The organism is Yinghuangia seranimata (assembly GCF_029953285.1).
Lineage (GTDB): Bacteria > Actinomycetota > Actinomycetes > Streptomycetales > Streptomycetaceae > Yinghuangia > Yinghuangia seranimata.
Window position 1 is genome coordinate 175,891 of sequence record NZ_JASAOI010000023.1, and the last position, 26,463, is coordinate 202,353.

Sequence of the window (26,463 nt, forward strand, 5' to 3'; positions counted from 1 at the left end):
CGCCCGAGGAGCACACCGCGATGACGGACCACGACGAGCTCACCGCACTGGCCGCCGAGGCGTACGTCTACGGATACCCGCTGGTCTACAACGCGGCCATGATCGCCCAACTGGGCCACGGCGGCTTCGGGTCCATTCCCGGCGGACCGCCGAACACGTTCGGCCACGCCGACAGACTCGCGAGCCCCGGCGACGAATTCGTCTCCGTCAACAACGACACCGTCTACTCGATCGCCTGGCTCGACCTGTCGGGCGGACCGCTGCTGCTGCGCGTTCCCGACACCGGCGGCGCCTACTACGTCCTGCAGTTCGTCGACGCCTGGACCAACAACTTCGCCTACATCGGACGCCGCGCTACCGGCACGGGCGAGGGCACGTACCTCGTCACGCCGCCCGGATGGACCGGCACGCCGCCCGACGGCGCCCGGGTCGTCGAAGCCCCGGAGTACATGTGCGTCATCGTCGGCCGCTTCGCCTGCGACGGACCCGACGACCTCCCGCGCGTCGCCGCGCTCCAGCAGGGACTGACACTCGCCCCGCACGGCACCCCCGGGCCGCTCACCGGACTTCCCGCGCCCGACCACGCCGCCCGCCACGACCTGGCGTTCTGGGAGCAACTGCGCGTACTGATGGCCGCCTTCCCGCCGGGGGAGGACGAGGGCGACCACCAGATGCGGTTCGCCGCGCTGGGCCTGCTGCACGAGGGCGCGACGCCGTACCGCGACACCTCCGACGCCCTGGCCGCCGCGCTCGTCCACGGACTCGCACTCGGCAAGGAACACGTGGAAGGCGCCGCCCGGTCCGGTTTCGGGGACCGGCGCGGCGACTCCACGTGGCAGATGGCGCTGCACGCCTTCGACTACAACCTCGACCACCTCGGCCTCGGCTGCGTCGACTCGCCCGACTGGAAGACCCCCGGGCGGCACGCGGCCCACCTGGCCCGCGCCGCGGCGGCGCGGGCCGGGCTGTGGGGCAACCACGGCTACGAGGCCGCCTACGCCGTGACCTTCACCGACGCCGACGGGGAAACGCTCGACGGCGGCAACACGTACACGCTGACCTTCCCGTCCCCGCCGCCCGTCGACGCGTTCTGGTCGATCACCATGTACGACACCCCCGACTACTACCTGGTCGACAACGCCGCCAACCGCTACTCGATCGGCGACCGCACCCCGGGCCTGGTCTACGAGGACGACGGCTCGCTCGTCGTCTACCTCCAGCACACCCTGCCCGTCGAGGGCGAGGCCGCCAACTGGCTGCCCACCCCGGCCGGGGGCTTCCGGCCGATGCTGCGCATGTACCAGCCGGGCAAGGATGTGCTGGAGGGGCACTACCTGCCGCCGGACATCCGGCGGACGGTGCTCTGAGAGTGCGGGTCAGGAAAGCAGCTGGCACATCGAGGTGCGCACGCCGGTCCTGGCCGCGGAGATGGACGGGGTGTCCGCCGTGCCGTCCTCCTCGTTGCCCATCTGGACGATGACCTTGGTGCCGTCCTCGCTCGCGAACCAGCGGCTGTTGTAGCCCAGGGCGCGGCCACCGTGGACCCACACCCGCTTCTGGCAGCCGGGCAGGACGAGGCTGGAGATGCCCAGGCCGTAGCGCTGCTGCAGCTGCGGCTCGTCGGGGTCCGGGGCGTCGACCGTCGTCTCCAGTTCCGCCATCTGCGCCGACGGGAGGAGCTGCCCCTGGATCAGCGACCTCACGAACGTGGCCTGGTCCTGGAGCGTGGACACCATCGCGCCGGCGGCCCAGAGGATCTCCACGTTGGAGGCGGACGCGTCGGTGAGGCCGAACAGGGCCCGGTGCCAGCCGTGGACGAAGTTGCCGTACAGGTTGGTGTCGGAGACCGGGAAGGACGTGCCGGTCAGGTGGAGCGGCGTGATGATGCGGTTGGTGATCTCGACGGACGGATCGTGCCCGGTGACCGCCTGGATGATCATGCCGGCCAGGATGTAGTCGGTGTTCGAGTACGCCCACACGCCGCGCTGCGTCGGCGGCTGCGTGACGGCCGTGTCGACGAGGTTCTGCGGCGTGTAGTGGTTACCCCGGAGGTCGGTGTTGTAGTAGACGTACGCCACCGAGACCGGCTGGTTGAAGATGTAGCCCGCGGGGGCGTCGAGGTAGTCCGCCACCCCGGAGGTGTGGTTCAGCAGCTGCCGGATCGTGACGATGCGTCCGTCGTAGCCGTTGGAATGCAGGGCGTTGGGCAGCCACTTGGCGACGGTGTCGTCGATCGACAGCTTCCCCTCGGCCTCCAGCTGGAGGATCACCGTCGCGGTGTACAGCTTGGTCTGGCTGCCGATCCGGTACTGCCCGGTGGGGTCGATCGGCGTGGACGAGCCGTTGATGCTGTGGCCGGCCGTGACGTACGTGCTGCTGGTGCCGTTCTGCACCAGGCCGATCGCGCCCGGGTACCCGGCGGCGACGGACTTGTTCAGCCCGTCCTGCAGGGCCGCGACCGCGCCCGCGGTGTCCGCGTGCGCGGGTGCGGTACCCGCCAAGACGGCCAGCCCGACCGCGGCTCCCAGAAGTGCGTTGCGCAGTCTGCGCATCAGTTCTCCCTCACACGAGTGCGTGATCGACGGCGTCGACCGCGGCTGAAGCTATGCAGCCGCGGCGGGCGCTGTCATGGAAGAAATTGACCTTGCGCTAGATCGCGGGGCCGGCCAGCGCCGCGCGGACCAGGCCGACCAGCTCGTCGTCGCGGACGCCCAGCGCCCGTGCCTGGTCGACCAGTTCCGCGACGCGCTCGCCCAGGCGAAGGCGCGCGGGGTCGACGTCCGCCGTCACCACCGCGCCGCGGCCGCGCCGCAGTTCGATCAGGCCCTCGTCGCGCAGCTGCTGGTAGCCGCGCAGCACGGTGTGCACGTTGACGGTGAGCGAGGCCGCCAGTTCCCGCGCCGACGGGAGGCGCTCGCCCGCCTGGACCTCGCCGTCCGCGAGGGCTCGTCGGACCGACGCGGCGATCTGGTCCGCGAGCGGGCGCGGCGCGGACGGGTCCACCCGGAACAGCATCTACACCGCCCCCGTCCCGCCGGCGGGCCTCGAGGGGCCGGCCGCCGCGGAGCGCGAGCGGGCGGCGAGGGTGTTCACGACGGACGCGGCGGTGCGCGCGTCCGGCACCGTGACGACGAACCGCGTGCCGCCCGCGAGGGACAGCTCGAGGGCCTCGCCCGAACGCAGCACCACGCCCGTGGCCTTCGCCTTGACCCGGTAGCCCCAGCCGCCGAACTCCTTGAAGGCGCGCACGTCGCAGGTGCCGGCCCGCTCGATCCGGGCGAGCGGTACGCGGGTGCGCGGGCGGGGGAGCGCGCCGTACCGGACCTGGACGCCCTCGGCGTCCACCGTCACGCGGACGGCCGCGAACAGCAGCAACAGCGGCCCCGTGAGCAGCAGCGCCAGGCCCTCGGCCGCGCCGACCAGGAGCGCGACCACGACGCCGACGGCGAGGAGGACTCCGCCGGTGGCGGCCAGGACGGGGGAGGTGACCCGGCGGGTCCAGACCAGGACTTCGGACTTCCGTGCCCGCAGATAACCGGCCTCTGCTGGCGGCACCTCCCCAGCCCCGGGAAGATCCTCCGGCGGGGGACCGGCCAGCTCCCAGCCGAGCGCGAAGCCCGCCGGGAGGAAGGTGACGGCCGCCGCGATGTGCCAGGGGCTGACGTCGACGGCGTGTGCGTCGGCGACGCCGCGGTTGACGTACAGCAGCATCGCGTCGACGTACGTGAGGCACGCGGCGAGGCCGGTGCCGGAGGCGGCGATCAGCCTGGCGCCGGTCGGGTTGGCGCGGTTGAGCCAGGTGAGTCCGGTGAACAGGGCGCCGAGGCCGAGCTGGAGCGCGGCGGCGATCGGCAGGAAGTCGCCGCGTGACGTGTAGCCGTCGGCGTGGCCGCCGTCGCCGACGTGCGTGGCGACGTCGTCCGGGAGGCGGCCGTGCCAGAGCGCGAACAGCGCGGCGGTGACGGCGAATCCGGCCAGTGCGGAGCCGGCGGCGGAGATGGTGCGGCGGCGTGTGACCGCGCGTGACGTGCGTGTCATGTGAACCCCCATTGTTCTAGCGCAAATATAACAATGGGCGCCCGCTGCCGTCAGGTCAGTCCTGCGGCAGTGTGAGGCCGAGTTTGCGCAGCAGGCCGGTGAGCGCGGCGCGTTCGTCCTCGGTCAGGCCGGCGAGCAGCTCGGCCTCGTTGCGGACGTGCGCTTCCATCACGTCGTCGATGAGCGCGAGGCCGGCGTCGGTGAGGCGGATCAGACGGCCGCGCCCGTCGTCCTCGGCGGTGCGGCGGGCGACCAGCCCCGCGCGCTCGAGCCGGTCGACGCGCTTGGTGACCGCGCCCGACGTGACCATGGTCGAGCCGCTCAGCTCACCGGGCGTCAGCTCGTAGGGCGTTCCGGAGCGGCGCAGCGTGGCGAGCACGTCGAACTCGCCGCGGCCGAGCCCGTACCGCTCGAAGACCCGCACCAGCCGTTCCTCCAGCGCCCAGTGCAGGCGGCTGATGCGGCCGACCACGTGCATCGGGCTGGAGTCGAGGTCGGGTCGCTCGCGGCGCCACTGGCCGACGACGGCGTCGACCGGGTCGACCGCGTCGCCGGCGGAGGCGAAGTCGGCGGGCTGGGGCATGCCTTGACGGTCCTTTCCATGGAAACTAATCTCTCTTCCACGGAAACTATCTCATGCCGGCCGCTGCCGGCAATCCGTCCTGCCCGGAAACCAGCAGAAGGTCCCCATGCCCACACCCCAGGAAACGCCGCACTCGACCTTCCGGTCGTGGCTCGGCGTCGCGGTCATCACCGCAAGCCTGTTCACCTTCGTCACCACCGAGCTGATGCCCGTCGGCCTGCTCACCCCCGTCAGCTCCAGCCTCGACATCTCCGTCGGCGTCGCGGGCCTCATGGTCACGCTCTACGGCGTCTCCGCCGGCCTCGGCGTCCCCTTCATCGTCGCCTGGACCCGGCGCGTCAACCGGCGCACGCTCCTCACGACGCTGCTCGCCGTCCTCGCCCTCGGCAACCTCACCACCGCCGTCTCGCCGAACTACCCGCTCGTGCTCACCGCGCGGCTCGTCATGGGATTCGCCAACGGCGTCTTCTGGGCCATCGGAGTGAGCATGGCCATGCGCCTCGTCCCCGAACGGCACGCCAACCGCGCCGCCGCCGTCGCGCTCTCCGGCATATCCGTCGCCACCGTCGTCGGCATCCCCCTCGGCACCTTCCTCGAAGACCTCACCGACTGGCGCACGACGTTCCTCATCTGGAGCGGCCTCAGCGCCCTGGTCCTCCTCGCCGTCGCCGCGACCGTCCCGTCCCTGCCGTCGGACAACGCCGTCACCGCACGCGAGGTCTTCGCGCTGCCGCGCACCAACGCGCGCCTGCGCCTGATCATGGTCACCGTGATCCTGTACGTGCTCGGGCACTTCGGCGCGTACACCTTCGTCCGGCCGTACCTCGAGGACGAGTCCTCCGCGACGCCGGCCTTCATCACCGGGCTGCTCGTCGTCTACGGCGTCGGCGGCGCGATCGGGAACTTCGCCGCCGGCTACACCGCGACGCGGAACCTGCGCGGCAGCTTCACCGTCGCCCTCGCCGGGCTCGTGGCGGCGCTGCTGCTCCTGCTCGCCGTCGGCGACACGAAGCCCGGCGCGCTGCTCACGCTCGCCGTCTGGGGCGTCTCGTTCGGCGCCGTGAACCTGTGCCAGATCAACCTGACGCTCGCGGCCGCGCCCGACACGTTCGAGGCCGCCATGTCGATCAACACGCTCGGGTACAACACCTCGATCGCGCTCGGCGCGCTGTTCGGCGGGGTGTTCGCGGACCAGACCGGCGTGTCGGGCGCGGTGTGGTTCGGCGTGGCGCTGACCGCGGCGTCGCTGCTCCTCACGCTCGCCGTCCGCGCGAAGGACGCCCCAGCAGCGCCCGTGCCCGACGAGGCGGCCGCCCTGGACCCGGTCACTCGTCCTTGACGGCCGAGATCTCCAGCTCGATGGTGATCTTGTCGCCCACCAGCACGCCGCCGGTCTCCAGCGTGGCGTTCCACGTCATCCCGAAGTCCTTGCGGCTGATGACCGACGAACCCTCGAAGCCCACCCGCAGGTTGCCGAACGGGTCCCGTGCGGCGCCCGCGTACTCGAGGTCCACGCTCAACGCGTGCGGGACGCCCTTGATCGACAGCTCGCCGGTCAGGCGGTACGTGCTCGGGCCGAGCACCGCGGCGCCGGTCGAGGTGAAGGTGATCTCCGGGAAGTTCGGCGCGTCGAGGAAGTCGTTGGTGCGCAGGTGCCCGTCGCGCTGGTCGTTGCGGGTGTCCACGCTCGCGGCCCTGATGACCACCCGCGCCGTCGACTGCGTCGGGTCGCGGCCGTCCAGGTACGCCGTCCCCTCGAACTCGTCGAACGACCCGCGCACCTTCGTCACCATCGCGTGCCGTGCCCAGAAACCCAGCCGCGAATGCGTCGGATCGATCGTGTAGTTCCCGGTCAGCTCAGTGAGGGGGATGGCTCCTGCGTCAGTCATGCTTCGAGCCTGAGCGCGGCGCGGGGGATCGGCAACCGCAGTGCGGCCGACGGGCGAACGCGGCCGACCGTACGACGAGCCCCCGTGCGGGGGCACGGGGGCTCGTCCGGATGCGGGCGGCGCACAAGGCGGTTCCCGCGCTCCACCTTGCCGGGGCGGATGAGGCCTCGTCTCCCGGTTGATGACGAGCCCCCGGCTAATCCGCTGGTGCCGGGTGGCGCCGTCTGATTGCATCAGAACCCACTGGCAGCGGACGAAGGAGAGCGGCGCCGCATGAAGAACCTGGCCACGCCCGCCTTACGCGCGGCCGTCGGGCTCCTGACGCTCTCACTCGCGGCGTGCGGTGGTTCCTCCCGCGGCTCCGACCCCAAGCCGTCCGCGACGAGCGGGTCCGGCGCGCCGGCCACGTCGGCAGCCGCTTCAGCCGCACCTCGCAAGGCCATCCCTGCGGCCTACGACAACACCAAGGGCTGGACGATCCCGGCGAGAACGACCGACGGAGAGCTGGCCGACCCCGTCATCGCTCCGGACACCGGGCTGGTCGTGGTGCTCTCCAACCCGTCGGACAACCCGGTCGCGAGCATCGAGGCCCGGGACGCCAAATCCGGCGCCGTCCGCTGGAGCAGCAAGCCGGTCACCCTGCCGCAGCGCGGTACCGTCACCACCTATCCCCAGGTCCTCGTCACGCACAAGGACGGCAAGGAGTACGTGGTCCTCGCCAGAACCGGCGTCCAGGGCGCGGACGGTGTGAACAACGGCGGCCCGGTCACGCAGCTCGCCGTCTACGACGCCGCGTCGTCCGGCGGCGAGGTTCCGCCGCTGCGCGACATCACCGTTCCCGTGTTCGCCGCCGACGGCTACAGCGCACTGCGGGACGGCGGAACGATCACGGTCCTGGCCGACCAGAGCGGCGGCGCCACCGTCGATGCGGCAACGGGCCAGACCAACTCCTATGACGGCAACAGCGCCCCGTTGAACGCGCCCGGCCCCTGCAACGTGTCGATCAACAACTGCAGCGCGCACGCCAAGATCGTGGGCCAGACCCCCGTCGGCCCCCTCATCCTGGGCAACGACGTCTTCGGGTCGACCGGGTGGTCCAGCACCTCCGTGGTCCCGAACGGCGGCCGCGCCGTTATGGGCCCCCAACGCCTCCAGGTCTACGGCACACCGGGCGGCGACGTGGTGGCCGCCTGGCCCAAGGACGCCGCGGACCACGCCGTCTGGGCCCTCCACGACGGCCGCACCGGTCAGGTCCTGGCCACCGTCGAGTGCCTGCAGGGCGCTACGTCGACGGTCTCGGACGGCAAGGTCTCGGACGACGGCCGCTACGTGATCGTGGGCTTCGTCGTGTTCGACGTCCGGGCGAAGCAGGGCCGCTGCCTTGCCGCGACCGGCGCCCGACAGGCGATCAGTGTGAGCGCGGTCGACCCGGACGGAACCGCCTACGGACAAGCCAACGGCGGCGCGGCGACCAGCGTCACACTCGCCACCGACCAGGCCACCGCACTCCCCGCCGGCGCCGCCGCACCCGACGTGATCGGCGCCGGCGTCGCGCTCTTCCGGGTCGCGACGCCCGGCCCCATCCTCGTCTACCCCCACCGCTGAGCCGAGAAGTGGCCGACGGGTAGGGACGCGGGCCCGATCTCCCCAGTGCTGTGGGGACTTCGGGGAAGGGCCGGTCAGGCCCGGGCGGGGGCCTCGGTCTTGGCGGGTTCGGGTGTGGGCTTCGGCGGCGGGGCGATGCGTGTGGCGATGAAGCCGATGACGGCCGAGATGACGATGAGCGGCGCCTGGCTGCTGGAGTCGGAGCCCATGAGCAGGGTGGCGAGGACGGCGCTGGTGAGGGGGAGTCCGGTGACGACGACGCAGCCGGTGGCGATGCCGAGCGCGAGCGCCGGTGTGGTCCCGAAGCCGGGGAGTCCGGAGAAGGCGAGGCCGAGTGCGGCACCGAGGAGCAGGGAGGGGAAGATCGGGCCGCCGCGCAGGCTGCCGAGGCAGATGCCCCAGGCGAGGGCTTTGAACAGCACGAGCGCGATGAGCGTGCCGACGCTCAGGGCGTGCGGGTTGGCGGCGAGCTGGCCGAGTTCGATCTGGCCGGACAGTGCCGCCTCTTCGGGGTTCCTGCCGGTGACGACGGCGTACGCCGTGATGCAGACGCCCGCGGCGACGGCGCACGCGATGGTGCGGGAGGCGGTGTTCACTGCCGTCCATCGGGCCACGGGGAGGCCCAGGCGGTGCGCGCCGCCGACGACCGCGGCGATGACGACGGCTACGGGGATGCCCCACAGGAAGTCGCCGGCGTCCGGGGTGGCGTTGGGCGGGACGCTGGGGAGCGACAGGCCGCCGGTCGACAGTCCGGTCCACTCTCCGAATCCGGTGAAGACGACGGCCCCCGCGCCGGTGGCGATCAGGCAGGGCAGGAGCAGGGCGGTGAGTGCGGTGCCGCCGAGTCCGGCGGCTTCGACGACCATGATGGCGGCGACGATGGGGCCGCCGAGGATGGTGGAGATGGCCGCGGTCGATCCGGCGGTGCCGAGGAGTGCTGCGGCTTTGGGGCCGCCGGGGTTCCTCGCGGCAGCGAGGACGAGAAGGGCGAGGCCGCTGCCGAGCCCCATGAGGGGGGCCTCGGGGCCGAGGACGACGCCGAGGGGGAGGGTGGCGAGGGCGGCCAGGACGACGCTGGTGACTTCGCGGGGGCCGATCGGGGGACCGCCGGACAGGCCGTGGACGGGGATGTGTCCGCCGCGTCCGGGCATGCGCGTGACGATCGGGGCGAGGATCAGGCCGGCGAGGAGCAGTGCGGGGAGCGGCCACCACCAGGGGGCGCGGTCGTAGCCGACGGCGTCGGGGAGGTCGTTCCAGACCTTGTTCTGCAGCCAGTGTTCGAAGCTGACGAAGAAGAACGAGGCGAAGGCGATCGGTACGCCGAGCAGGAGCGCTGCTACGAGGATTTTGGGGTAGCCGCCGCTGAGGAGCAGGTTGCGCATGGCGACGCGCGGGTCGGGGGGTGGGGCCGCGTTCGGGTCGGGGCGGGGGGTGTCTTCGGTGGGGGTCGGTTCCGCCGGCACGTGCGCGACCTCCTGGGCGAGGGGTTCCGGTGCGTCCTCTAGATCATCGGTGCCCGGGGGCTGTTGCGCGATTTGAGTCGGTTCGGGAGGTGTGAACGTGTCGGAGGGCGGGACCGCGTGCGCGGTCCCGCCCTCCGGTGTGTCGTGGGTCAGTGGGTGTGGTGTTCCTCCCAGGCGAGGTAGCGGTCGACGGAGCGTTGGAGGACGTTGTTGCCGTCGGTGGTGACGACGCGGTCCCACCAGGCTCCGTAGATGCGTTCGAAGCGGTAGCGGCCGAGGAGTTCGGCGGCGTGGCGGACGGCGGTGGGCCGTTCGGGGATGTGGTTGGCGAAGCTGTGCATGATCGTGATCCAGCGCCGGTCCGGGCAGACGTTGAGGACGTCGCCGGTGAAGAGGGCGCCTTCGCCGGCGCTCCAGTGGAGGACGGCGCTGCCGGGGAAGTGGATCTCGGGGTTGACGAGGGTGATCTCGTCGGTGAGTCGGTGTGTTTCGCCGGTCCAGAAGTGGAGTGCGGGGTCGGGGCGTCCGACCCAGGCGCGGTCCGCTTCGTGGAGGTGGACGGGGGCGTCGAAGGCGTGGGCCCATTCGACCATGGCGGAGTAGAAGTGGGGGTGGCTGATGGCGATGGCGGTGATGCCGCCGAGGTCGTTGACGGCCTCGATCATGGGGTCGTCGAGGTAGGGGAGGCAGTCCCAGAGGATGTTGCCTTCGGTGGTGCGCAGGAGGAGTGCGCGTTGGCCGATGGCGATGGTCTCGGTGGTGCCGATGCCGAGGACGTCGGGGCCTTGTTCGGCGAACTTGGGGGTGTGGTCGGCGGTGTGGAGTTCGGCGAGGGTGGTCCACTGCTGGCCGTCGTGGGGGACGTACTGGCGTTCGTCCTGGCAGACGGGGCAGTCGGGGCGGGGTTCGGCGTACTGGGTGCCGCAGGTGGCGCACAGGGGGAGGTGGGCGCCGGGGTAGGTGTGTCCGGTCGCGGTGGTGGTCGCCGTGGTGGTGTCAGGCATAGGAGCCGGCCGTGAGGTCGGTGGTGGGGTGGGCCTGGGTGGGCTGCCAGCCGAGGAGGTCGGCGGCGCGGTCGCCGGAGATGGTCTGGTCGAGGGCGAGGGCCTGGGCGAAGGGGAGGCCGAGGGTTTCGGCGGCCTGGGCGAGGGGCCAGGGTTCGGCGCGGCCGGTGCCGCCGGCGGCGAGGTCGGCGGCGGCGGCGAGGGCGGGGGTGCCGACGGCGGTGTGGGCGATGCCGTGCCAGAGGGTGCCGGGGTCGGCCTTGGTGAGGACGAGGGTGTAGAGGGCGGCGAGGTCGTCGATGTGGACCATGGGCCAGCGGGTGTCGGGGGTGCCGACGTAGCGGCCGGTGCCGTTCTCCTTGGCCCAGTTGAGCATGAGGGCGGGGATGCCGCCGCCGTGGCCGTAGGCGATGCCGGGGCGGATGACGGCGGTGCGGACGTCGTCGCGGGCGGCGTCGAGGACCTGCTGTTCGATGCGGGGGCGGTAGCCGACGATGTCGATGGGGTCGGTGGGGGTGTCTTCGGTGGCGGTGTTGTCGCCGGTGGCGCCGAGGACCCAGATGCCGCTGGTGTAGACGAGGGCGCGGCCGGTGCCGCGGAGCGGCTGGGTGAGGGCGTCGATCGCGGCGGTGTCGGCGTGTTCGTCGCCGGTGGGGGTGGCGAGGTTGACGACGGCGTCGATGTCGTCGGTGACGGCGGCGCGGAGGCTGTCGGGGTCGGTGAGGTTGCCGAGGCGGACGTCGAGGCCGGGTTCGGGCGGGAGCGTGGTGCCGGTCTTGAGGAACGGTACGACGGTGTGGCCGTCCTGGGTGAGGCGGCGGGTGACGGCGGTGCCGATGTATCCGGTGGAGCCGAGGACGAGGACCTTCATGGTGTGCCCCTTGGTCGGGTGATGCGTGGGCCGATCGGGTGATCGGCGTCGCGTGGTCGACGCCAGGGGGGCGTGGTCTATTCCGGATCCGTCGAAGGATCTCGCTGCGGGGACTTTCCGCTGGGGCGTGGGTCAGAGTTGGTCGCTGCGGACGAGGCGGAGGAAGGCCTTGATGCCGGCGATGACTTCCTGGTTGTCGGTGAGCCGGTTGACGGTGTCCTCGAAGCGTCGGCCGAGGGCGTCGACCTGCCGGTCGAGGCGGTTGTCCCGTGCGGTGGTGGCGACGTCGAGGTTCTCGACGAGGTGGCGCAGTTCGCTGTCGGCGGCGGTGAGTTGGTCGATGCGCTGGTCGAGTTGGTCGGCGCGGTGTTCGGCGGCGGCGAGGCGGTCTTTGAGGGCCTGGACGTCTTCGCGGGGGTACTGGACGTCGTGGAGCATGCCGCGGATGCGGGCGCGGAGGTGGAGGAAGTAGGCCTGGGCGGGGCGGAAGGCGGTGCTGAGGAGGTAGAAGGCGGAGAAGTAGTAGCCGATCTGGCGTCCGGAGACGGCGGTGATGACGGCGACGACGGCGGCGGAGAGGACGTGTGCGCCGATGGCGGCCCATTTGAGGCGGGTGGCGATGCGGGCGGCCTCGGTTTCGCGGCCTTCGGGGACGGTGATGCCGGCGGCGCGGGACTCGTGGGCGGCGTAGATGACGGCGCGGGCGGCGAAGTAGAGGTTCCAGGGGACGGTGAGCAGGACGATCTGCCACAGCAGGAACAGGGCTCCGGCGCCGAGGGCGAGGAGTTGGGCGAGGCTCAGGTCGGTGGTGAAGTACAGGACGGAGCCTGCGATCGCGAATAGGAACGCGAGGAAGGGTATGGCTTTGGTCATGTGAACCCCCCGGTGGTGTGGGGGCGTTCGGTGTCCCCCGGTGGTGGGGACGGTGTGCGGGGGGTGTCGGGTTGCGGTTTTCGGGGGCGGGGCCGGGGGTGTCCGGTTACTCCCAGACGGTGGCCTCGAAGGTGACGGCGGTGCGGGTGGGCACTGTGGTGATTTTCAGGTAGGCGATGTGGCCTTCGTCGGTCTGGAAGCAGATGCGGGTGCCCTGGGCGAGTGTGCCGCTGGTGTAGGTGCCGTTCTTGGCGATGAACGTGCTGCACTGGTCGCGGGTCGGTTCGGTGCCTTCGGGTGGGGCGAGGGCGACGACGTTGGCGGAGCGGGGCGGGCCGAGGGTGAGGTCCGGGAGGTTGAATCCGACGAACGCGTCGGTGCCGTCGCCCTTCGCGGGTTGGGGTGTCGGTGACGGGCTGTCGAAGTCGATGTAGTAGGCGTCGGGCTTGAGCGTGATGCGCGTGGGCCCGGCCAGTACCTTCGCGGGGCCGCCTGTCGGTTTGGCGGCGGCGGAGGACGGTGCGGCGTTGCCGCCGGCGGATCCTGTGGACGCGGCGGGTGCCGGGGCGCCGGTGCCGGTGTCGGTCGACTGTGAGGTGCCGTCGGAGTTGGAGCCCGTCGCGAGGCGGATCGACACGAGGATCCCCACCACGGGGATGACGATTCCCACGACCCACCAGGCCCATTTCGGCTGATCGCTCACAACGCTCCCCGTGCGCACGGTGTTTCCGGCCGCGGCAACCCTACCAACGCGCCGCGGGTGCCGGGCCGGTCCGGACGCGGGGCGCGGGGTCGGGCGTGGGGGTCAGGCGGGGCGCCACTGGCGGACGCAGTCGCGGCAGACCCAGTCGCCGTAGCCGGTTTCGTTGACCTTGCCGGAGCCGCATTCGGGGCAGGTGGGGGAGTCGGCGTAGGTGGGGGGCCGCCAGCGGGCCTGGCAGGCGGCGCAGACGAGGTCGCCGACGACGTCGCGGTGGACGCGGGTGGAGGAGCAGGCGGCGCAGCGGACTTCGGTGGGTGCGGGGGCGCCGCCGAGGACTTCGAGGGCGCGGACGACGGCTGCGGCGCGTTCGCGGGGGGCGACGTGTGCCCAGTAGGAGGTGAGGAGGTCGCCGGGGACGGTGACGGTGTCGCGGTCGGAGGGTGCCGCGGGGGGTGGGGCGGGGTGGCGGGTGGCCCGGGTGGGGGGTTCGGGGGTGTGGTCGGCGGGGGGTCTCGGGCTGGGGGTGTCCCCGTTGTCCGGCGCCGTGGCGCGCATCGCGTCCCCCTGCCACCTCGTGTTCACCCGCGACACCTGCCCACCTGGGGGCGGGTTCACGCCTGCGGATGGTGAATCCTTGCACGGGTGCCGGCGCGGTTCGTACGTGTGCGCGCATAAGATCGGTGGGCTATGAACATGCCCGCCGCCGCTTCGTCGTCCGTGTCCGTTTCCGCCGCCCGGGGTGTTCCGGGTCCGCAGGCGAGTCCGGGGGGTGCTGGGCACCGGGGGCCGTTGGGGGCGGTGTCGAGTTTCGTGGCGGTGGGGGATTCGTTCACGGAGGGGATGTCGGACGCGTATGCGGGCGGCGGGTTCCGGGGGTGGGCGGATCTGTTGGCGGACCGGTTGGCGGTGGCGAATCCGGGGCTTCGGTACGCGAATCTGGCGGTGCGGGGGAAGCTGATCCGGCAGATCGCGGCGGATCAGGTGGGTCCGGCGGCGGGGTTCGGTGCGGATCTGGTGACGTTGGCGGGCGGGTTGAACGATGTGCTGCGGCCGCGGTGCGATGTGGCGGCGGTGTGCGGGGTGTTGGAGGAGTCCGCGGCGGCGTTGGCCGGGTCGGGTGGGCGGCTGGTGTTGTTCCGGAGCACGGATCCGACGCGTCGGCTGACGTCGAGTGCGCGGCTGATGCCGCGGATCGAGCAGTTGGTGGGTTTTGTGGACGATCTGGGGGAGCGGCACGGGGCGACGGTGATCGACCTGTTCACGGCGCGGGTGTTCGACGATCCGCGGCTGTGGGACGCGGACCGGCTGCACTTGTCGGCGGAGGGGCACCGGCGGGTGACGGACGCGGTGTGCGAGGCGCTGGGGCTGCCGTACGACCCGGACTGGCGGGTGCCGCTGCCGGCGGCGGATCCGGCGGGGTGGTGGGAGCGGCGCCGGTCGGACGCGCGGTGGGCGCGTGTGCACTTGGGGCCGTGGCTCGGGCGGCGGATCACGGGCCGGTCGTCGGGTGACGGGCGTCCGCCGAAGCGTGCGGAGCTGGCGGTGTGGGAGCCGGCGGCCGAGGTCTGAGGGCTGCGGTCGGCTGACGGCTGCGGCCCGGCGGCGGGCACCCCTGCCGGTGGGTGTGGTGGGGTGGGCTGCCAGAATCCGGGCCATGATCCTTCGCCCTGCCGTTCGTGCCGACCTGCCCGCGATGCTCGCCCTGTTGGAGGACGAGGACCGCGTGGTGGACCCGGCGTCGGTGGAGGTGGGTGCGGCGCACGAGGCGGCGTTCGAGGCGATCGCGTCGGACGCGCGGAACGAGCTGCTGGTGCTGGTGGAGGGGGAGCCGGGCGGCGGCGGGGGCGTGCTGCTGGGGTTCTTGCAGGTCACCTACATTCCGGGGCTGGGGCGCGGGGCGGGTGAGCGGGCGCTGCTGGAGGCGGTGCGGATCCGCCCGGACCGGCGTGGCGCGGGGCTGGGCGGTGAGCTGGTGCGGCGCGCGGTGGAGCGGGCCCGGGCGCGGGGCTGCACGCTGGTGCAGCTGACCAGTCACAAGGACCGTGCCGACGCGCACCGGTTTTACGAGCGGTTCGGGTTCGCGCGCAGCCACGAGGGCTTCCGGTTGCCGTTGGGTTGACGTCGCCCGGCGCCGACGCGGCGCGGCGGGTGGTGTGGGTGGGGCGTGGCAGGGTGGGCGGGTTGTGCCGTGCCCTGGAGGGAGCTGCCATGTCTGTGCGTCGTGTCGTGCCTGATGTCGCGTCGGAGCGGTTCGCGGAGAGCCGCGACTTCTACGGGTTGCTGGGCCTGGTCGAGGTGATGAACCACGGCTGGGTGATGACGTTGGCGTCGCCGGAGAACCCGACGGCGCAGGTGACGTTCGCGTCGCATGACGCGACGGCGGCGGTGCGCGCGGACATGAGCATCGAGGTGGACGACGTGGACGCGGTGTATGCGGCGGTCGTGGCCAGTGGTGCGGAGATCGTGCATCCGCTGCGGGACGAGGAGTGGGGTGTGCGGCGGTTCTTCGCGGTGGATCCGAACGGGCGCGTGGTGAACGTGGTGAGCCACCGGCGGGGCTGAACGAGGTCCCGGCTCCGTGTGTGGGCCGGTTTCGGCGGTGCGTGGGCCCGCCCCGGGGGCATGTTTTCGGGGGCGGGCGTGTCGTCGGTTCAGGCGTGCTCGGTGAAGGCCTCGCGGGCGACGGTGATCGCGTTGAGCGCGGCGGGGAAGCCGGCGTAGACGGCCATTTGGGTGATGGTCTCGACGGCTTCGTCGCGGGTGCCGCCGACGTTGAGGAAGCCGTGCAGGTGGACCTTGAGCTGCGGGGCGGCGGTGCCGAGGGCGGTGCAGGCGGCGACGGTGGCCAGTTCGCGGGTCTTCAGGTCGAGGCCGGGGCGGGTGTAGACGTCGCCGAAGACGAAGTCGACGATGTAGGCGCCGAGGTCGGGGGCGATGTCGGCGAGGGACGCGATGACGTGTTCGCCGGCCTGGCCGTCGACGGCCGAGAGTGCCCGGGTGCCGCGGGCCCGGCGGTCCGAGGGGGTGTCGCCGGATGCTTCCGCGGCGGCCGATGCGTCTGATGCGGCGGGTTCGGTGCCGGTCTGGGCTTCGGTTGCGGTGTCGGGGCGGGCGGTGAACACGTCGCGGGCGGCGGCGATGGCGTTGAGGGCGGCGGGGAAGCCGGCGTAGACGGCGGTGTGGACGATGACTTCGACGATTTCGGTGCGGGTGCAGCCGACGTTGAGGGCGCCGTCGATGTGGAAGCGGAGCTGGGGTGTGGCGTTGCCGAGGGCGGCGAGCGCGGCGACGGTGGCGATCTGGCGTTGGCGTGGGGTGAGGCGGGGGTTGGCGTAGACGTCGCCGTAGGCGAACTCGGCGGTGTAGCGGGCGAGGTCGGGGGCGATGTCGGCGAGGGAGTCGAGGACGGCCGGGCCGTTCGTGCCGCTGACCGTGCGCAGGACGTCGAGGCCGCGGGCGCGGCGGGCGTTGTCGCCGGCGGGGGCGGTGCGGGTGGCGGTGGTGTGGGTGGCGAGGGTGGTGTTCACGGTGGACGCTCCGGTGCCTGCGGGCTGGTGCGGGGCGGTGTCCCGCACCGGGTGTGCTTTGATCCTGGCCCGGCCGCGCCCCCTCTTTGCTTTTCGGGCATCACAAGGCATCTCATCCATGCCTCGAAGGCATAGGCGCGGCGGGGTGCGGCCGCGGCCCGCCCGGTGTCCTGGACGCGACGTCGCTAGCGGCTGGTGTAGTACACGTAGCCGCCGAGGACGGCGAGCGGGAGCAGTTGGATCAGGGCGACCTTGAGCTTGCCGCCGAGCGTGCGCGGCATCCGCGGGGGCGGCGCCTGCTGCTGGTAGCCGGCGTAGGAGGCCGTCCCCTGGTTGCCGGTGCCGCCGCAGCCGGGGCACGGCTGCATCTGCTGTCCCTGTCCGGATCCTCCGCAGCCGCCGCACGCCATGTCGCCGACGCCCTGCCCCGATCCGCCGCAGCCGTGGCACGGCCCGTACACCGGCATCAGGCCCTGTCCGCCGCACGCCCCGCAGTTTCCCACCGCAACGCCCCCGTTCGTTGTTCGCGCCTTGTCCGCCGCGCCCGGGCTACGAGGTGTTGGCGTCCCGGCGCGGACGGACGACCGTACCGCGCCCGGCTGTTGGACGGACCGCGGGCCGCGCGGGTTCCCGGTGGGGCGCGGCGGCGCGCGGCCGCGCGGGAGGCGTGGGGGCGTGGGCGGCAGCGGGGGCGGGAGCGGGGGCGGTGTCGCGGTGCGAGACTGGCGCGCATGGTTGACGTGAAGGCGAAGGCCGATCTGGCCCGCTACCTGCAGTCCGCGCGTGACGCCCTCCTGTGGAAGCTGGAGGGGTTGTCCGAGTACGACGCGCGTCGTCCGATGACGCCGACCGGCACGAATCTGCTGGGGCTGGTCAAGCACGCGGCCGGTGTGGAGGCGGGCTACTTCGGCGACGTGTTCGGCCGTCCGATGTTCGACCCGGAGCCGGTCTGGTACGGCGTGGACGCCGAGCTGAACGCCGACATGTGGGCGACGCCGGACGAGTCCCGGGCCGATGTCGTGGGGCTGTACCGGCAGGTGTGGGCCAAGGCCGACGCGACGATCGCCGAACTCGACCTGGACGCCCGCGGTGTCGTGCCGTGGTGGCCGCCGGAGCGCCGGGAGGTGACGCTGCACCGGGTCCTGGTGCACGTCATCTCGGACCTGACCCGTCATGCCGGGCACGCCGACATCGTGCGCGAGACCGTCGACGGCGCGGCGGGCCTGCGCGCCGACAACAGCAACCTGCCGGCGGACGACCGGGCGTGGTGGGCGGAGTACCACGCCCGTGTGGAGGCCGCGGCCCGGAAGGCCGACGGCTCCTGACCTGCCGTCACCCCGTCCCCTGGCGCTCCGATCGGCGCGCCGGGGGGCGGGGGCGGGTCATGGTGTGTGCGTGACCGGCAGCCCGCGCGCCCCCGCCCCGTGCTCCGTGTCGTCGTCGAGTGCGGCGAGGAGGCGCAGGCCGTCCTCGGCGGGGCTGCCGGGCGCGGCGGACAGCACGATGAGTTCCCTGCCGGTGGCGTCGGGGAGGGCGAAGTTCTCCTGGTGGAGTTCGAGGAGTCCGACCAGGGGGTGGTGGTAGGCCTTGCGTCCGTGGGTGCGGGCGCGGACGTCGGCGCGGGCCCACAGGCGGCGGAAGCGGTCGCTGCCCATGGCGAGTTCGCCGATGAGTGAGGCGAGGCGCGGGTCGTCGGGGTGTTTGCCGGCGGCGAGGCGCAGGTGTCCGACGACGTCGAGGGTGCACTGGTCCCATTCGGGGTAGAGGCCGCGTTCGGCTTCGTCGAGGAAGATGTGGCGGGCGGCGTTGAAGCCGGGCATGGGGCGGCCGTAGAGGAGTCCGGCGAGGCGGTTGGCGGCGGTGACGTCGAGCCGGTGGTCCATGATCAGGGCGGGTGCGTCGGCGACGAGGTGGAGGACGCGCAGGAGTTCGGGGCGCAGTCGTCCGGTGGGCGGGGTGGTGCGGGGGCGGCGGCGGGTGGCGAGGCGGTGGAGGTGGCCGCGTTCGGTGTCGTCGAGGCCGAGGACGCGGGCGAGGGCGTCGAGGACCTGGGCGGAGGGCTGGGTGGCGCGGCCCTGTTCGAGGCGGACGTAGTAGTCGACGCTGACGCCGGAGAGGTGGGCGACTTCTTCGCGGCGCAGTCCTTGGACGCGGCGGCGGGTGTCGGTGGGGATGCCGGCGGCGGTGGGGTCGACGCGGGCGCGGCGGGTGCGGAGGAAGCCGGCGAGATCGTCCATGCGCCCAGTATGGCTTCGGTAAGGGGTGTGAGGGTGGTCCTGCCGTTACCAGGAAGTCGGGTCCGGTGGATGCGGCGTCCCTGAACGGGGCGGCGCGGGCGGGCGAGCATCGACGGCGACAGGCGGCGACACAGGCCGTCGAAGTCGTCGAAAGGAATCTGCCGTGAAGACGCTGATCGTCTACGCCCACCCGGAGCCGCGTTCGCTGAACGGGGCGTTGAAGGACCTGGCCGTGGCGACCCTGGAGGGGGCGGGGCACGAGGTGCGGGTGAGCGACCTGTACGCGATGGGCTGGAAGGCCGTGGTGGACGCGGCGGACTTCGGGGAGCACGCCACGCGTCCGCTGCGGGTGGTGGAGAGTTCGGGCGGGGCGTTCGAGGGCGGGGCGCTGACGCCGGACGTGGTGGCCGAGCAGGAGAAGCTGCTGTGGGCGGACACGGTGGTGTTCCAGTTCCCGCTGTGGTGGTACACGATGCCGGCGATCCTCAAGGGGTGGGTGGACCGGGTGTTCTCGTTCCGGTTCGCGTACGGGGTGGGGGTGCACGACGAGACGCGGTACGGCGAGCGGTTCGGTGAGGGGACGCTGCGGGGCCGGCGGGCGATGCTGTCGGTGACGGTCGGGGGCCCGGAGTCGCACTACAGCGACCGGGGGATCAACGGGCCGATCGAGGACCTGCTGTTCCCGATCCACCACGGGATCCTGTACTACCCGGGCCTGGAGGTGCTGCCGCCGTTCGTGCTGCACGGCACGGACAGGATCACCGAGGGCGGTTTCGAGGACGCGGCGAAGGCGTGGCGGGAGCGGCTGCTCGCGCTGGAGACGACCGAGCCGATCGCGTTCCGGCGCCAGAACTTCGGCGACTACGAGGTCCCGTCGCTGCGGCTGAAGGAGGGCCTGGAGCGGCCGGGCCGCACGGGGTTCGGACTGCACGTGCGGGGCTAGCGGCGGGGCCCGCCGCCCCCGGGCGGGGCGGCGGGCCCGTGTGCCGTTACGTCGCGAGGGCCTGCGTGAAGCGCAGCATGTTCCCGGCCGGGTCGCGGAACGCGCAGTCGCGCATGCCGTAGGGCTGGTCCATCGGCTCCTGGATGACGTCGGCGCCGGAGTCGGCGACGCGCTTGAAGGTGGCGTCGCAGTCGTCGGTGGAGAAGATGACCGCGCGCAGCAGGCCCTTGGCCATGAGCTCGGCCATGGCCTGCCGGTCGGCGGGGGAGGCGCCGGGGTCGGCGAGCGGGGGTTCGAGGACGATGTTGACGTCGGGCTGGGCGGGGGAGCCGACGGTCACCCAGCGCATGCCCTCGAAGCCGACGTCGTTGCGTACTTCGAGGCCGAGGACGTCGCGGTAGAAGACGATCGCCTTGTCGTGGTCGTCGACGGCGATGAAGCACTGCGAAAGCATGAGGTTCATGGCGACCACGCTACGGGCGCGGCGCGGGGGACGCTTCTCCGTTCCTGACCGGTGCGGTGTTCTTGACCGGCCGGGTGTGGATCTTGGCGATGCAGGCGGGGATGGGGGCGCCGTCGGCGTGGTCGCGGGCGCGGTAGGCGCTGGGGGTCTCGCCGACGAGCTGGGTGAAGCGGGAGGAGAACGAGCCGAGCGAGGTACAGCCGACGGCCATGCACACCTCGGTGACGGTGAGGTCGCCGCGGCGCAGCAGGGCCTTGGCGCGTTCGATGCGGCGCGTCATGAGGTAGCCGTAGGGGGTTTCGCCGTAGGCGGCGCGGAAGCTGCGGGAGAAGTGGCCGGCGGACATGAGGGCGTCGCGGGCGAGGGCGGTGACGTCGAGGGGTTCGGCGTACTCGCGGTCCATGCGGTCGCGGGCGCGCCGCAGGCGCACGAGGTCGTCCAGGCTCGGCCGGGTGGTCATAGGGGCGAGTGTGGCACAGGCGTGCCGGGTTGCGGGGAGCGCGGGCCGGCGGGCGCGGGGTCATAGCCTGGCGGTCGGCCGCCGGTCGGCGGGACGGATGCGTGGGAGTGAGGGAGTACGCCTGTGAGCAGCACGGACGCGGGGGCGGCGGGGCGTGTGGGGACGGCCGGGCACGCGGCCGACGGTCACGGCCTGATCCGGGTGGTGGGGGCGCGGGAGAACAACCTGAAGGACGTGAGCGTCGAGATCCCCAAGCGTCGGCTGACGGTGTTCACGGGGGTGTCGGGGTCGGGGAAGAGTTCGCTGGTGTTCCGGACGATCGCGGCGGAGTCGCAGCGGTTGATCAACGAGACGTACAGCGCGTTCGTGCAGGGGTTCATGCCGTCTCTGGCGCGGCCCGAGGTGGATGTGCTGGACGGGTTGACGACGGCGATCATCGTGGACCAGCAGCGGCTGGGGGGTGATCCGCGGTCGACGGTGGGGACGGTGACGGACGCGTACGCGATGCTGCGGATCCTGTTCAGCCGGCTGGGGCGGCCGCACATCGGGTCGGCGCAGGCGTTCTCGTTCAACGTGGCGTCGGTGAGCGGTGCGGGCGCGGTGAAGGTGGAGCGGGCGGGGAAGACGGTGCGGGAGCGGCGCGAGTTCCGGGTGACCGGGGGGATGTGTCCGCGGTGCGAGGGCCGGGGCTCGGTGTCGGACATCGATCTTTCGCAGCTGTACGACGAGTCGAAGTCCCTGGCGGAGGGGGCGTTCACGATTCCGGGCTGGAAGTCGGACAGCTTCTGGACGGTGCGGGTGTACGCGGAGTCGGGGTTCCTGGACCCGGCGAAGCCGATCCGGGACTTCACGGAGCGGGAGATGCACGACTTCCTGTACCGGGAGCCGACGAAGGTCAAGGTGGAGGGCGTGAACCTGACCTACGAGGGCCTGGTGCCGAAGCTGCAGAAGTCGATGCTGTCGAAGGACCGGGAGTCGCTGCAGCCGCACATCCGGGAGTTCGTGGACCGGGCGGTGACGTTCACGGTGTGCCCGGACTGCGGCGGGACGCGGCTGAACGAGCTCGCGCGGTCGTCGAAGATCGGCGGGGTGAGCATCGCGGACGTGTGCGCGATGCAGATCTCGGACCTGGCGGCGTGGGTGCGCGCCGTGGAGGACCCGTCGGTGGCGCCGCTGCTCGGGTCGCTGCTGGGGACGCTGGAGTCGTTCGTGGAGATCGGGCTCGGGTACCTGGCGCTGAACCGGCCGGCGGGGACGCTGTCGGGGGGTGAGGCGCAGCGGGTGAAGATGATCCGGCACCTGGGGTCGTCGCTGACGGACACGACGTACGTGTTCGACGAGCCGACGGTGGGTCTGCACCCGCACGACGTGCAGCGGATGAACGGGCTGCTGCTGCGGCTGCGGGACAAGGGCAACACGGTGCTGGTGGTGGAGCACAAGCCGGAGACGATCGCGATCGCGGACCACGTCGTCGACCTGGGGCCCGGGGCGGGCCCGGGCGGCGGCGAGGTGTGCTTCGAGGGCAGTGTGGAGGGTCTGCGCGCGGCGGGGACGGTGACGGGGCGGCATTTCGACGACCGTGCGTCGGTCAAGGCGTCGGTGCGGGAACGCACGGGCGTGCTGGAGGTGCGCGGCGCGTGCGCGAACAACCTGCGGGACGTGGACGTCGACATCCCGCTCGGTGTGCTGGCGGTGGTGACGGGGGTCGCGGGGTCGGGGAAGAGCTCGCTGGTGCACGGGTCGATCCCGGCCGGCGCGGGGGTGGTGTCGGTGGACCAGGCGCCGATCCGCGGGTCGCGGCGCAGCAACCCGGCGACGTACACGGGCCTGTTGGAGCCGGTGCGGAAGGCGTTCGCGAAGGCGAACGGGGTCAAGCCGGCGTTGTTCAGCGCGAACTCGGAGGGGGCGTGCCCAGGGTGCAACGGGGCGGGGGTCGTGTACACGGACCTGGCGATGATGGCGGGGGTGGAGACGACGTGCGAGGAGTGCGAGGGGAAGCGGTTCGACGCGTCGGTGCTGGAGTTCCGGTTCGGGGGGCGGGACATCAGCGAGGTCCTGGCGATGCCGGTCGCGGAAGCGGTGGAGTTCTTCGGGCCGGGTGAGGCGCACACCCCGGCGGCGCACCGGATCCTCGAGCGGCTGGTGGACGTCGGGCTCGGGTACCTGGCGATCGGGCAGCCGCTGACGACGCTGTCGGGCGGCGAGCGGCAGCGGCTGAAGCTTGCGACGCACATGGCGGACAAGGGCGGCGTGTACGTGCTGGACGAGCCGACGGCGGGCCTGCACCTGGCCGACGTCGAGCAGCTGCTGGGCCTGCTGGACCGGCTGGTGGACGCGGGGAAGTCGGTGATCGTGATCGAGCACCACCAGGCGGTGATGGCGCACGCCGACTGGATCATCGACTTGGGGCCGGGGGCGGGGCACGACGGCGGCCGGGTCGTGTTCGAGGGCACGCCGGCGGACCTGGTCGCGGCGCGGTCGACGGTGACGGGCGAGCACCTGGCGGCGTACGTGGGGGCGTGAGCCGGCGCGGCCGGGTGCGGCCAGGGGCGGCCAGGCCCGACGGGGCGTGACGGGTGTCGACGGGGCGCGGCCGGGCGCGGCGGGGCCGAGAGGGGCCGGGAGGGGCCGGGAGGGGAGCAACGGGGCCGGGCGCGGCGGGGCTAGGCGGGGCTCGGCCGGGCGCTGAAGGGGTGGCGTGTGCGGGGGTGGCGGGCGGTGAACTGCCGTCCGCCGCCCGGCGCGTGGCCGCCCGCGGGAATCGGCCGAACGGGGGAGGCGGTGTGGCATGATCGCCGGCATGGAGGTCATCGACGCGGGCCGGTTCGCGCCCGCCCCGGACGGGTCCGCCGACTACGCGGAGCACCTGCGCGTCCCGGCGCTCAGCTTCGGCACGTACTCGATCCCCGCCGGTCAGCCGGACGACCAGGCGCCGCACAAGGAGGACGAGGTCTACGCCGTCGTCAGCGGCCGCGGCTCGTTCACCTCGGGCGGCCGCACCGTCGAGGTCGGTCCCGGCACCTCCCTGTTCGTCCCCGCCGGCGAGGACCACCGGTTCCACGACGTGACCGAGGACCTGACGGTGCTCGTGTTCTTCGCGCCGGCGTACACGGGGCGCGGCTGACGGTCACGGCCTGAGGCACGTGCTCCGGAGCGAACGTGCCTGGAGGCCGTCGCCGCGGTGTACGACTCGGACCGGACCCGGGGCCGTCATCGGATGCCGGTCCGCCGGCGTAGCGAGGTCGTGTCGGAGAGTCGGCGAGACCGCCGCCGTCGTCATCACCGCGAAGTCCGCCGGAGCAAGGTCTTCGGCTTCCCCACCGCGGACGTCCGTCTCGCTTGGCCTGTTGCGCGTCAGTCCGGCAGCCAGTGCAGTTCGTGCGCCAGGGTTTCGGCGGCGGCACGGATGCGGTGGTGCAGTGGCGACTGCTCGCGTGGGAGGACCAGGTGGATGGTCAGGCCGGGCGCGCCCCGCAGCGGTCGCCAGGTGAGACCGGCCGGTTGTGTCGTGACCGCGGCTTCTCCGGCCGGGGCGAGGGTGAGCCCGTCGCGCAGGTCGTTCTGGGACATGTCGAACGAGACCGCGGGCGTGTGGAACCGGGGGTGTGGCCGGGTGTCCCGGAACAGTGCGGCCAGCTGGTCGTGGATCACGGGGTTGGCCGCACGGTCCGGGAGCCGCAGCGGATACGCGGCCGCGTCGGCGATCTCGATCTCCGGGTGTTCGGCGAGCGGATGGTGCCGCGCCAGCTGGACCCCGGTGCGCTGACGCCGCAGCAGGAACCGGCGCACGCCGCGGCCCGGCTGTTCACCGCGGGTGATCCCGGCGTCGATGCGGCCGTCGGCGACCGCGGGGGAGATCTCCGGTGTCGCCATCGGGACCGCGCCGACCTCGAGTCCGCTGTTGCCGCGCATCAGCCTGTCCACCAGGGCCGGTGCCGTCTCGGCCCCGGTGCTGAGGCTGTATCCGATGCGCAGCGTGCCCAGTTCGCCTGCCGCCGCGCTCCGGGCGGTGTCCCATGCCCGGTCCAGGGCCGCCAGCGCGGGCGGCGCGGACTCCGCCAAAGCCGCGCCGGCCGTGGTCAGTACGACGCTGCGCGTGTTGCGGACCAGCAGGGCCGTGCCGAGTTCCGCCTCCAACCGGCGCATCCGGGCGCTGAGTGCGGGCTGTGCGATACCGATCCGTGCGGCCGCGCGGGTGAAGTTCAACTCCTGCGCCAGCACCAGGAAGTAGCGCAGGCTCACCGTGTCCGGCGCCACGCGCCCTCCCCCGATTGATCACGATCCGTTCTGAGTTTATCCCGTACCGGTCTTTCCCTCGGCCGCACATCGAGCCCTAGCCTGCGGATACGGCGATTCAGCCGACGGCGGTACCCGTCGGCGGGATCGATCGATCCGAGTGCCGATCCGACGTCGGACGCGTCCGGCCGAACACAGGAGGTTTCCGTGGCCAAGGGCTACTGGGTCAGTGTCTACCCCGCCATGTCCGACCCCGAGGGGCTGACCGCCTACGACACGCTGGCCGGTCCGGCCGTCCAGGCCGCGGGCGGACGCAGCCTGGCCCTCCTCCCGTCCCGCGGCGGTCGAGTCGTCGCCCACGAGGCGGGAATCGCGTATCGCACCGTCCTGATCGAGTTCGACAGCTTCGAACAGGCCGTCGCGGCATACGAGAGCGAGGCGTACCAGGAGGCGCTGGCGGCTCTCCCGGACGGCTACGAGCGCGACTTCCGCATCGTCGAAGGCACCGGCTGACCGGCGGGCCCCGCCGTCGCCGAGTCTCAGTCGCCGAGTCTCAGTCGCGGGGGCGGGCGACGTCCAGGAAGCGTGTCACCAGCGGGTTGTCGTCGCCCGCGCGGCACACCACGTGCTGGACCGTCGTCGTGCCCTCGATCGGGCGCGCGACGACCCCGACGCGGCGCAGCACCCGCATCGAGTCCGCGAGGACGCCCGCGCCGAACCCGGCCGCGACCAGCGCGAGGACGGTCTGCACACTGCGGCCCTCCGCCTCGATCCGCGGGACCACGCCGGCCCGGTGGCACAGCGCGATGATCTCGTCGTAGGAGGGCGGGGACACCGCGCGCGGCCACAGCACGAGCGGGATCCGCCCGAGTGCTTCCGGGGGCGCGGCGGGGAGGGGGCGCGGGCCCTGCGCGAGCGGGTGGGCCTGCGGCAGGAAGAGGGTGAGCGGTTCGCGCCACCAGGGGCGGGCGGCGAGGCGGCGGTCGGGGGCGGGCAGCCGCTGGACGGCGATGTCGAACGTGCCGTCCAGGACGCCCTGGGACATCTCCTCGTCGTTGAAGCTCTCCACCAGGCGCAGTGACACGCGCGGGAGTTCGCGGCGCAGCCGGGCGAGGGTCGGGCCGAGCGGGCCGTTGATGCCGGAGCCGGCGAAGGTGACGGTGAGGGTTCCGGAGCGGCCCTGCGCGGCGAGGCGTACGTCGTCGAAGAGGGACTCGGCCTCGGTCAGGACGCGGCGGGCGCGGTCGACGAGCGCGGCGCCGGCGGGGGTGGGGACGAGGGCGCGGCCCTCGCGTTCGAACAGGGGTGTGTCGAGGCGGTGTTCCAGGTCGCGGAGCTGCCGGGACAGGGTCGGCTGGGTGAGGCCGAGGGCGCGGGCGGCGCCGCTGACGGTGCCGGCCTCGGCGATCGCGACGACGTAGGCGAGCAGGCGCAGCTCCACCGGGCACCACTCCGTTCTTGTATGCCTGTGAGGCATGGGAACGATACCCGGTGATGCTTGAAAGGCAAACGGTGGTGGCGGGCGGGCCAGGATCAAGGCACGCGGTGAGGGGAGCAGCCCCGCACCG

At 72.5% G+C, this 26,463-nt stretch carries 29 protein-coding genes; 11 read left to right on the top strand and 18 right to left on the bottom strand.

Annotated features, from left to right (window positions below):
- The first annotated feature begins 20 nt into the window (after positions 1–20).
- Positions 21–1,367 carry a DUF1254 domain-containing protein gene (locus QI554_RS16155; RefSeq protein WP_281470645.1) on the top strand — a complete coding sequence of 449 codons (1,347 nt, stop codon included), beginning with the start codon at positions 21–23 and terminating at the stop codon, positions 1,365–1,367.
- 9 nt (positions 1,368–1,376) lie between these two features.
- On the opposite strand, the gene QI554_RS16160 is transcribed toward QI554_RS16155, so the two are convergent.
- The 4 genes from QI554_RS16160 to QI554_RS16175 form a co-directional block, all read right to left on the bottom strand.
- A complete protein-coding gene (locus QI554_RS16160; protein WP_281470647.1) occupies positions 1,377–2,552 on the bottom strand; it encodes a serine hydrolase domain-containing protein in 1,176 nt (391 codons plus the stop codon).
- 97 nt (positions 2,553–2,649) lie between these two features.
- Entirely contained in the window at positions 2,650–3,015 is a 366-nt protein-coding gene (locus QI554_RS16165) for a GntR family transcriptional regulator (protein WP_281470649.1), read from the bottom strand.
- Positions 3,016–4,038: an SdpI family protein gene (locus QI554_RS16170; RefSeq protein ID WP_281470651.1), complete on the bottom strand. Its 1,023-nt coding sequence runs from the start codon at positions 4,036–4,038 to the stop codon at positions 3,016–3,018.
- A 55-nt stretch (positions 4,039–4,093) separates the two neighbouring features.
- Positions 4,094–4,621: a MarR family winged helix-turn-helix transcriptional regulator gene (locus QI554_RS16175; protein ID WP_281470653.1), complete on the bottom strand. Its 528-nt coding sequence runs from the start codon at positions 4,619–4,621 to the stop codon at positions 4,094–4,096.
- A gap of 106 nt (positions 4,622–4,727) precedes the next feature.
- Between QI554_RS16175 and QI554_RS16180 the strand changes: the two genes are divergently transcribed.
- The gene (locus QI554_RS16180) at positions 4,728–5,960 is read left to right on the top strand and encodes an MFS transporter (RefSeq protein WP_281470656.1); all 1,233 of its coding nucleotides are present in this window, start codon (positions 4,728–4,730) and stop codon (positions 5,958–5,960) included.
- Here the strand turns inward: QI554_RS16180 and QI554_RS16185 are convergent.
- Complete coding sequence (locus tag QI554_RS16185; protein WP_281470658.1) at positions 5,947–6,510, bottom strand: YceI family protein; 564 nt, start codon at positions 6,508–6,510, stop codon at positions 5,947–5,949. The two genes, QI554_RS16180 and QI554_RS16185, sit on opposite strands and share 14 nt — an antisense overlap.
- A 273-nt stretch (positions 6,511–6,783) precedes the next feature.
- Between QI554_RS16185 and QI554_RS16190 the strand changes: the two genes are divergently transcribed.
- Positions 6,784–8,115, top strand: coding sequence for a hypothetical protein (locus QI554_RS16190; protein WP_281470660.1), 1,332 nt, complete (start codon positions 6,784–6,786; stop codon positions 8,113–8,115).
- A gap of 74 nt (positions 8,116–8,189) precedes the next feature.
- On the opposite strand, the gene QI554_RS16195 is transcribed toward QI554_RS16190, so the two are convergent.
- The 6 genes from QI554_RS16195 to QI554_RS16220 form a co-directional block, all read right to left on the bottom strand.
- A complete protein-coding gene (locus tag QI554_RS16195; protein ID WP_343230786.1) occupies positions 8,190–9,578 on the bottom strand; it encodes a chloride channel protein in 1,389 nt (462 codons plus the stop codon).
- Positions 9,579–9,727: 149 nt separating this feature from the next.
- Positions 9,728–10,582, bottom strand: coding sequence for an MBL fold metallo-hydrolase (locus QI554_RS16200; protein WP_281470662.1), 855 nt, complete (start codon positions 10,580–10,582; stop codon positions 9,728–9,730).
- Positions 10,575–11,453, bottom strand: a complete 879-nt coding sequence (locus tag QI554_RS16205) for an NAD-dependent epimerase/dehydratase family protein (RefSeq protein WP_281470664.1) — start codon at positions 11,451–11,453, stop codon at positions 10,575–10,577. The genes QI554_RS16200 and QI554_RS16205 overlap by 8 nt, the downstream gene beginning before the upstream one ends.
- 132 nt (positions 11,454–11,585) lie before the next feature.
- Positions 11,586–12,326, bottom strand: coding sequence for a hypothetical protein (locus tag QI554_RS16210; protein WP_281470666.1), 741 nt, complete (start codon positions 12,324–12,326; stop codon positions 11,586–11,588).
- A 106-nt stretch (positions 12,327–12,432) separates the two neighbouring features.
- Positions 12,433–13,029 (bottom strand): hypothetical protein, encoded by a 597-nt coding sequence (locus QI554_RS16215; protein WP_281470668.1) that lies wholly within the window; start codon positions 13,027–13,029, stop codon positions 12,433–12,435.
- A gap of 102 nt (positions 13,030–13,131) precedes the next feature.
- Positions 13,132–13,611, bottom strand: a complete 480-nt coding sequence (locus QI554_RS16220) for a hypothetical protein (RefSeq protein ID WP_281470670.1) — start codon at positions 13,609–13,611, stop codon at positions 13,132–13,134.
- Positions 13,612–13,722: 111 nt separating this feature from the next.
- Between QI554_RS16220 and QI554_RS16225 the strand changes: the two genes are divergently transcribed.
- From QI554_RS16225 to QI554_RS16235, 3 genes are all read left to right on the top strand, one after another.
- Positions 13,723–14,598 carry an SGNH/GDSL hydrolase family protein gene (locus QI554_RS16225; RefSeq protein WP_425527989.1) on the top strand — a complete coding sequence of 292 codons (876 nt, stop codon included), beginning with the start codon at positions 13,723–13,725 and terminating at the stop codon, positions 14,596–14,598.
- 85 nt (positions 14,599–14,683) lie between these two features.
- Positions 14,684–15,148, top strand: a complete 465-nt coding sequence (locus tag QI554_RS16230; protein WP_281470674.1) for a GNAT family N-acetyltransferase — start codon at positions 14,684–14,686, stop codon at positions 15,146–15,148.
- A gap of 89 nt (positions 15,149–15,237) precedes the next feature.
- Positions 15,238–15,591, top strand: coding sequence for a VOC family protein (locus QI554_RS16235; RefSeq protein WP_281470675.1), 354 nt, complete (start codon positions 15,238–15,240; stop codon positions 15,589–15,591).
- 89 nt (positions 15,592–15,680) lie between these two features.
- Here the strand turns inward: QI554_RS16235 and QI554_RS16240 are convergent, their stop codons facing one another.
- Complete coding sequence (locus QI554_RS16240) at positions 15,681–16,556, bottom strand: carboxymuconolactone decarboxylase family protein (RefSeq protein ID WP_343230787.1); 876 nt, start codon at positions 16,554–16,556, stop codon at positions 15,681–15,683.
- 185 nt (positions 16,557–16,741) lie between these two features.
- Positions 16,742–17,023, bottom strand: a complete 282-nt coding sequence (locus tag QI554_RS16245; RefSeq protein WP_281470676.1) for a hypothetical protein — start codon at positions 17,021–17,023, stop codon at positions 16,742–16,744.
- A gap of 264 nt (positions 17,024–17,287) precedes the next feature.
- On the opposite strand from QI554_RS16245, the gene QI554_RS16250 reads away from it, so the two are divergent.
- On the top strand, positions 17,288–17,881 hold the full coding sequence (locus QI554_RS16250) for a DinB family protein (protein WP_281470677.1): 594 nt from the start codon (positions 17,288–17,290) through the stop codon (positions 17,879–17,881).
- Between the two features lie 57 nt (positions 17,882–17,938).
- On the opposite strand, the gene QI554_RS16255 is transcribed toward QI554_RS16250, so the two are convergent.
- Positions 17,939–18,793: a helix-turn-helix domain-containing protein gene (locus QI554_RS16255; RefSeq protein WP_281470678.1), complete on the bottom strand. Its 855-nt coding sequence runs from the start codon at positions 18,791–18,793 to the stop codon at positions 17,939–17,941.
- Between the two features lie 163 nt (positions 18,794–18,956).
- On the opposite strand from QI554_RS16255, the gene QI554_RS16260 reads away from it, so the two are divergent.
- Positions 18,957–19,736 carry an NAD(P)H-dependent oxidoreductase gene (locus tag QI554_RS16260; RefSeq protein ID WP_281470679.1) on the top strand — a complete coding sequence of 260 codons (780 nt, stop codon included), beginning with the start codon at positions 18,957–18,959 and terminating at the stop codon, positions 19,734–19,736.
- A gap of 46 nt (positions 19,737–19,782) precedes the next feature.
- Here the strand turns inward: QI554_RS16260 and QI554_RS16265 are convergent, their stop codons facing one another.
- Entirely contained in the window at positions 19,783–20,199 is a 417-nt protein-coding gene (locus QI554_RS16265; RefSeq protein ID WP_281470680.1) for a VOC family protein, read from the bottom strand.
- Positions 20,200–20,209: 10 nt separating this feature from the next.
- Positions 20,210–20,659 (bottom strand): helix-turn-helix transcriptional regulator, encoded by a 450-nt coding sequence (locus QI554_RS16270; protein ID WP_281470681.1) that lies wholly within the window; start codon positions 20,657–20,659, stop codon positions 20,210–20,212.
- Positions 20,660–20,782: 123 nt separating this feature from the next.
- Between QI554_RS16270 and QI554_RS16275 the strand changes: the two genes are divergently transcribed.
- Together QI554_RS16275 and QI554_RS16280 are read left to right on the top strand one after the other, a co-directional pair.
- Positions 20,783–23,182, top strand: coding sequence for an ATP-binding cassette domain-containing protein (locus QI554_RS16275; RefSeq protein WP_281470682.1), 2,400 nt, complete (start codon positions 20,783–20,785; stop codon positions 23,180–23,182).
- A gap of 277 nt (positions 23,183–23,459) precedes the next feature.
- Complete coding sequence (locus tag QI554_RS16280) at positions 23,460–23,783, top strand: cupin domain-containing protein (RefSeq protein ID WP_425527990.1); 324 nt, start codon at positions 23,460–23,462, stop codon at positions 23,781–23,783.
- Positions 23,784–24,013: 230 nt separating this feature from the next.
- On the opposite strand, the gene QI554_RS16285 is transcribed toward QI554_RS16280, so the two are convergent.
- Positions 24,014–24,916 carry a LysR family transcriptional regulator gene (locus QI554_RS16285; protein WP_281470684.1) on the bottom strand — a complete coding sequence of 301 codons (903 nt, stop codon included), beginning with the start codon at positions 24,914–24,916 and terminating at the stop codon, positions 24,014–24,016.
- A gap of 186 nt (positions 24,917–25,102) precedes the next feature.
- Here QI554_RS16285 and QI554_RS16290 point away from each other — a divergent pair, with 186 nt between their 5' ends.
- Positions 25,103–25,408, top strand: a complete 306-nt coding sequence (locus tag QI554_RS16290; protein ID WP_281470685.1) for a DUF1330 domain-containing protein — start codon at positions 25,103–25,105, stop codon at positions 25,406–25,408.
- Between the two features lie 40 nt (positions 25,409–25,448).
- Here QI554_RS16290 and QI554_RS16295 read toward each other — a convergent pair whose 3' ends face one another.
- Positions 25,449–26,336, bottom strand: a complete 888-nt coding sequence (locus QI554_RS16295) for a LysR family transcriptional regulator (protein WP_281470686.1) — start codon at positions 26,334–26,336, stop codon at positions 25,449–25,451.
- Between the last annotated feature and the right edge of the window lie 127 nt (positions 26,337–26,463).

What these genes read in the sequence shown, in the direction of transcription:
- QI554_RS16155 (WP_281470645.1), top strand. Translation starts at nt 21, where the DNA reads ATGACGGACCACGACGAGCTCACCGCACTGGCCGCCGAGGCGTACGTC.
- QI554_RS16160 (WP_281470647.1), bottom strand. Translation starts at nt 2,552, where the DNA reads ATGCGCAGACTGCGCAACGCACTTCTGGGAGCCGCGGTCGGGCTGGCC.
- QI554_RS16165 (WP_281470649.1), bottom strand. Translation starts at nt 3,015, where the DNA reads ATGCTGTTCCGGGTGGACCCGTCCGCGCCGCGCCCGCTCGCGGACCAG.
- QI554_RS16170 (WP_281470651.1), bottom strand. Translation starts at nt 4,038, where the DNA reads ATGACACGCACGTCACGCGCGGTCACACGCCGCCGCACCATCTCCGCC.
- QI554_RS16175 (WP_281470653.1), bottom strand. Translation starts at nt 4,621, where the DNA reads ATGCCCCAGCCCGCCGACTTCGCCTCCGCCGGCGACGCGGTCGACCCG.
- QI554_RS16180 (WP_281470656.1), top strand. Translation starts at nt 4,728, where the DNA reads ATGCCCACACCCCAGGAAACGCCGCACTCGACCTTCCGGTCGTGGCTC.
- QI554_RS16185 (WP_281470658.1), bottom strand. Translation starts at nt 6,510, where the DNA reads ATGACTGACGCAGGAGCCATCCCCCTCACTGAGCTGACCGGGAACTAC.
- QI554_RS16190 (WP_281470660.1), top strand. Translation starts at nt 6,784, where the DNA reads ATGAAGAACCTGGCCACGCCCGCCTTACGCGCGGCCGTCGGGCTCCTG.
- QI554_RS16200 (WP_281470662.1), bottom strand. Translation starts at nt 10,582, where the DNA reads ATGCCTGACACCACCACGGCGACCACCACCGCGACCGGACACACCTAC.
- QI554_RS16205 (WP_281470664.1), bottom strand. Translation starts at nt 11,453, where the DNA reads ATGAAGGTCCTCGTCCTCGGCTCCACCGGATACATCGGCACCGCCGTC.
- QI554_RS16210 (WP_281470666.1), bottom strand. Translation starts at nt 12,326, where the DNA reads ATGACCAAAGCCATACCCTTCCTCGCGTTCCTATTCGCGATCGCAGGC.
- QI554_RS16225 (WP_425527989.1), top strand. Translation starts at nt 13,723, where the DNA reads ATGCCCGCCGCCGCTTCGTCGTCCGTGTCCGTTTCCGCCGCCCGGGGT.
- QI554_RS16230 (WP_281470674.1), top strand. Translation starts at nt 14,684, where the DNA reads ATGATCCTTCGCCCTGCCGTTCGTGCCGACCTGCCCGCGATGCTCGCC.
- QI554_RS16235 (WP_281470675.1), top strand. Translation starts at nt 15,238, where the DNA reads ATGTCTGTGCGTCGTGTCGTGCCTGATGTCGCGTCGGAGCGGTTCGCG.
- QI554_RS16245 (WP_281470676.1), bottom strand. Translation starts at nt 17,023, where the DNA reads ATGCCGGTGTACGGGCCGTGCCACGGCTGCGGCGGATCGGGGCAGGGC.
- QI554_RS16250 (WP_281470677.1), top strand. Translation starts at nt 17,288, where the DNA reads ATGGTTGACGTGAAGGCGAAGGCCGATCTGGCCCGCTACCTGCAGTCC.
- QI554_RS16255 (WP_281470678.1), bottom strand. Translation starts at nt 18,793, where the DNA reads ATGGACGATCTCGCCGGCTTCCTCCGCACCCGCCGCGCCCGCGTCGAC.
- QI554_RS16265 (WP_281470680.1), bottom strand. Translation starts at nt 20,199, where the DNA reads ATGAACCTCATGCTTTCGCAGTGCTTCATCGCCGTCGACGACCACGAC.
- QI554_RS16270 (WP_281470681.1), bottom strand. Translation starts at nt 20,659, where the DNA reads ATGACCACCCGGCCGAGCCTGGACGACCTCGTGCGCCTGCGGCGCGCC.
- QI554_RS16280 (WP_425527990.1), top strand. Translation starts at nt 23,460, where the DNA reads ATGGAGGTCATCGACGCGGGCCGGTTCGCGCCCGCCCCGGACGGGTCC.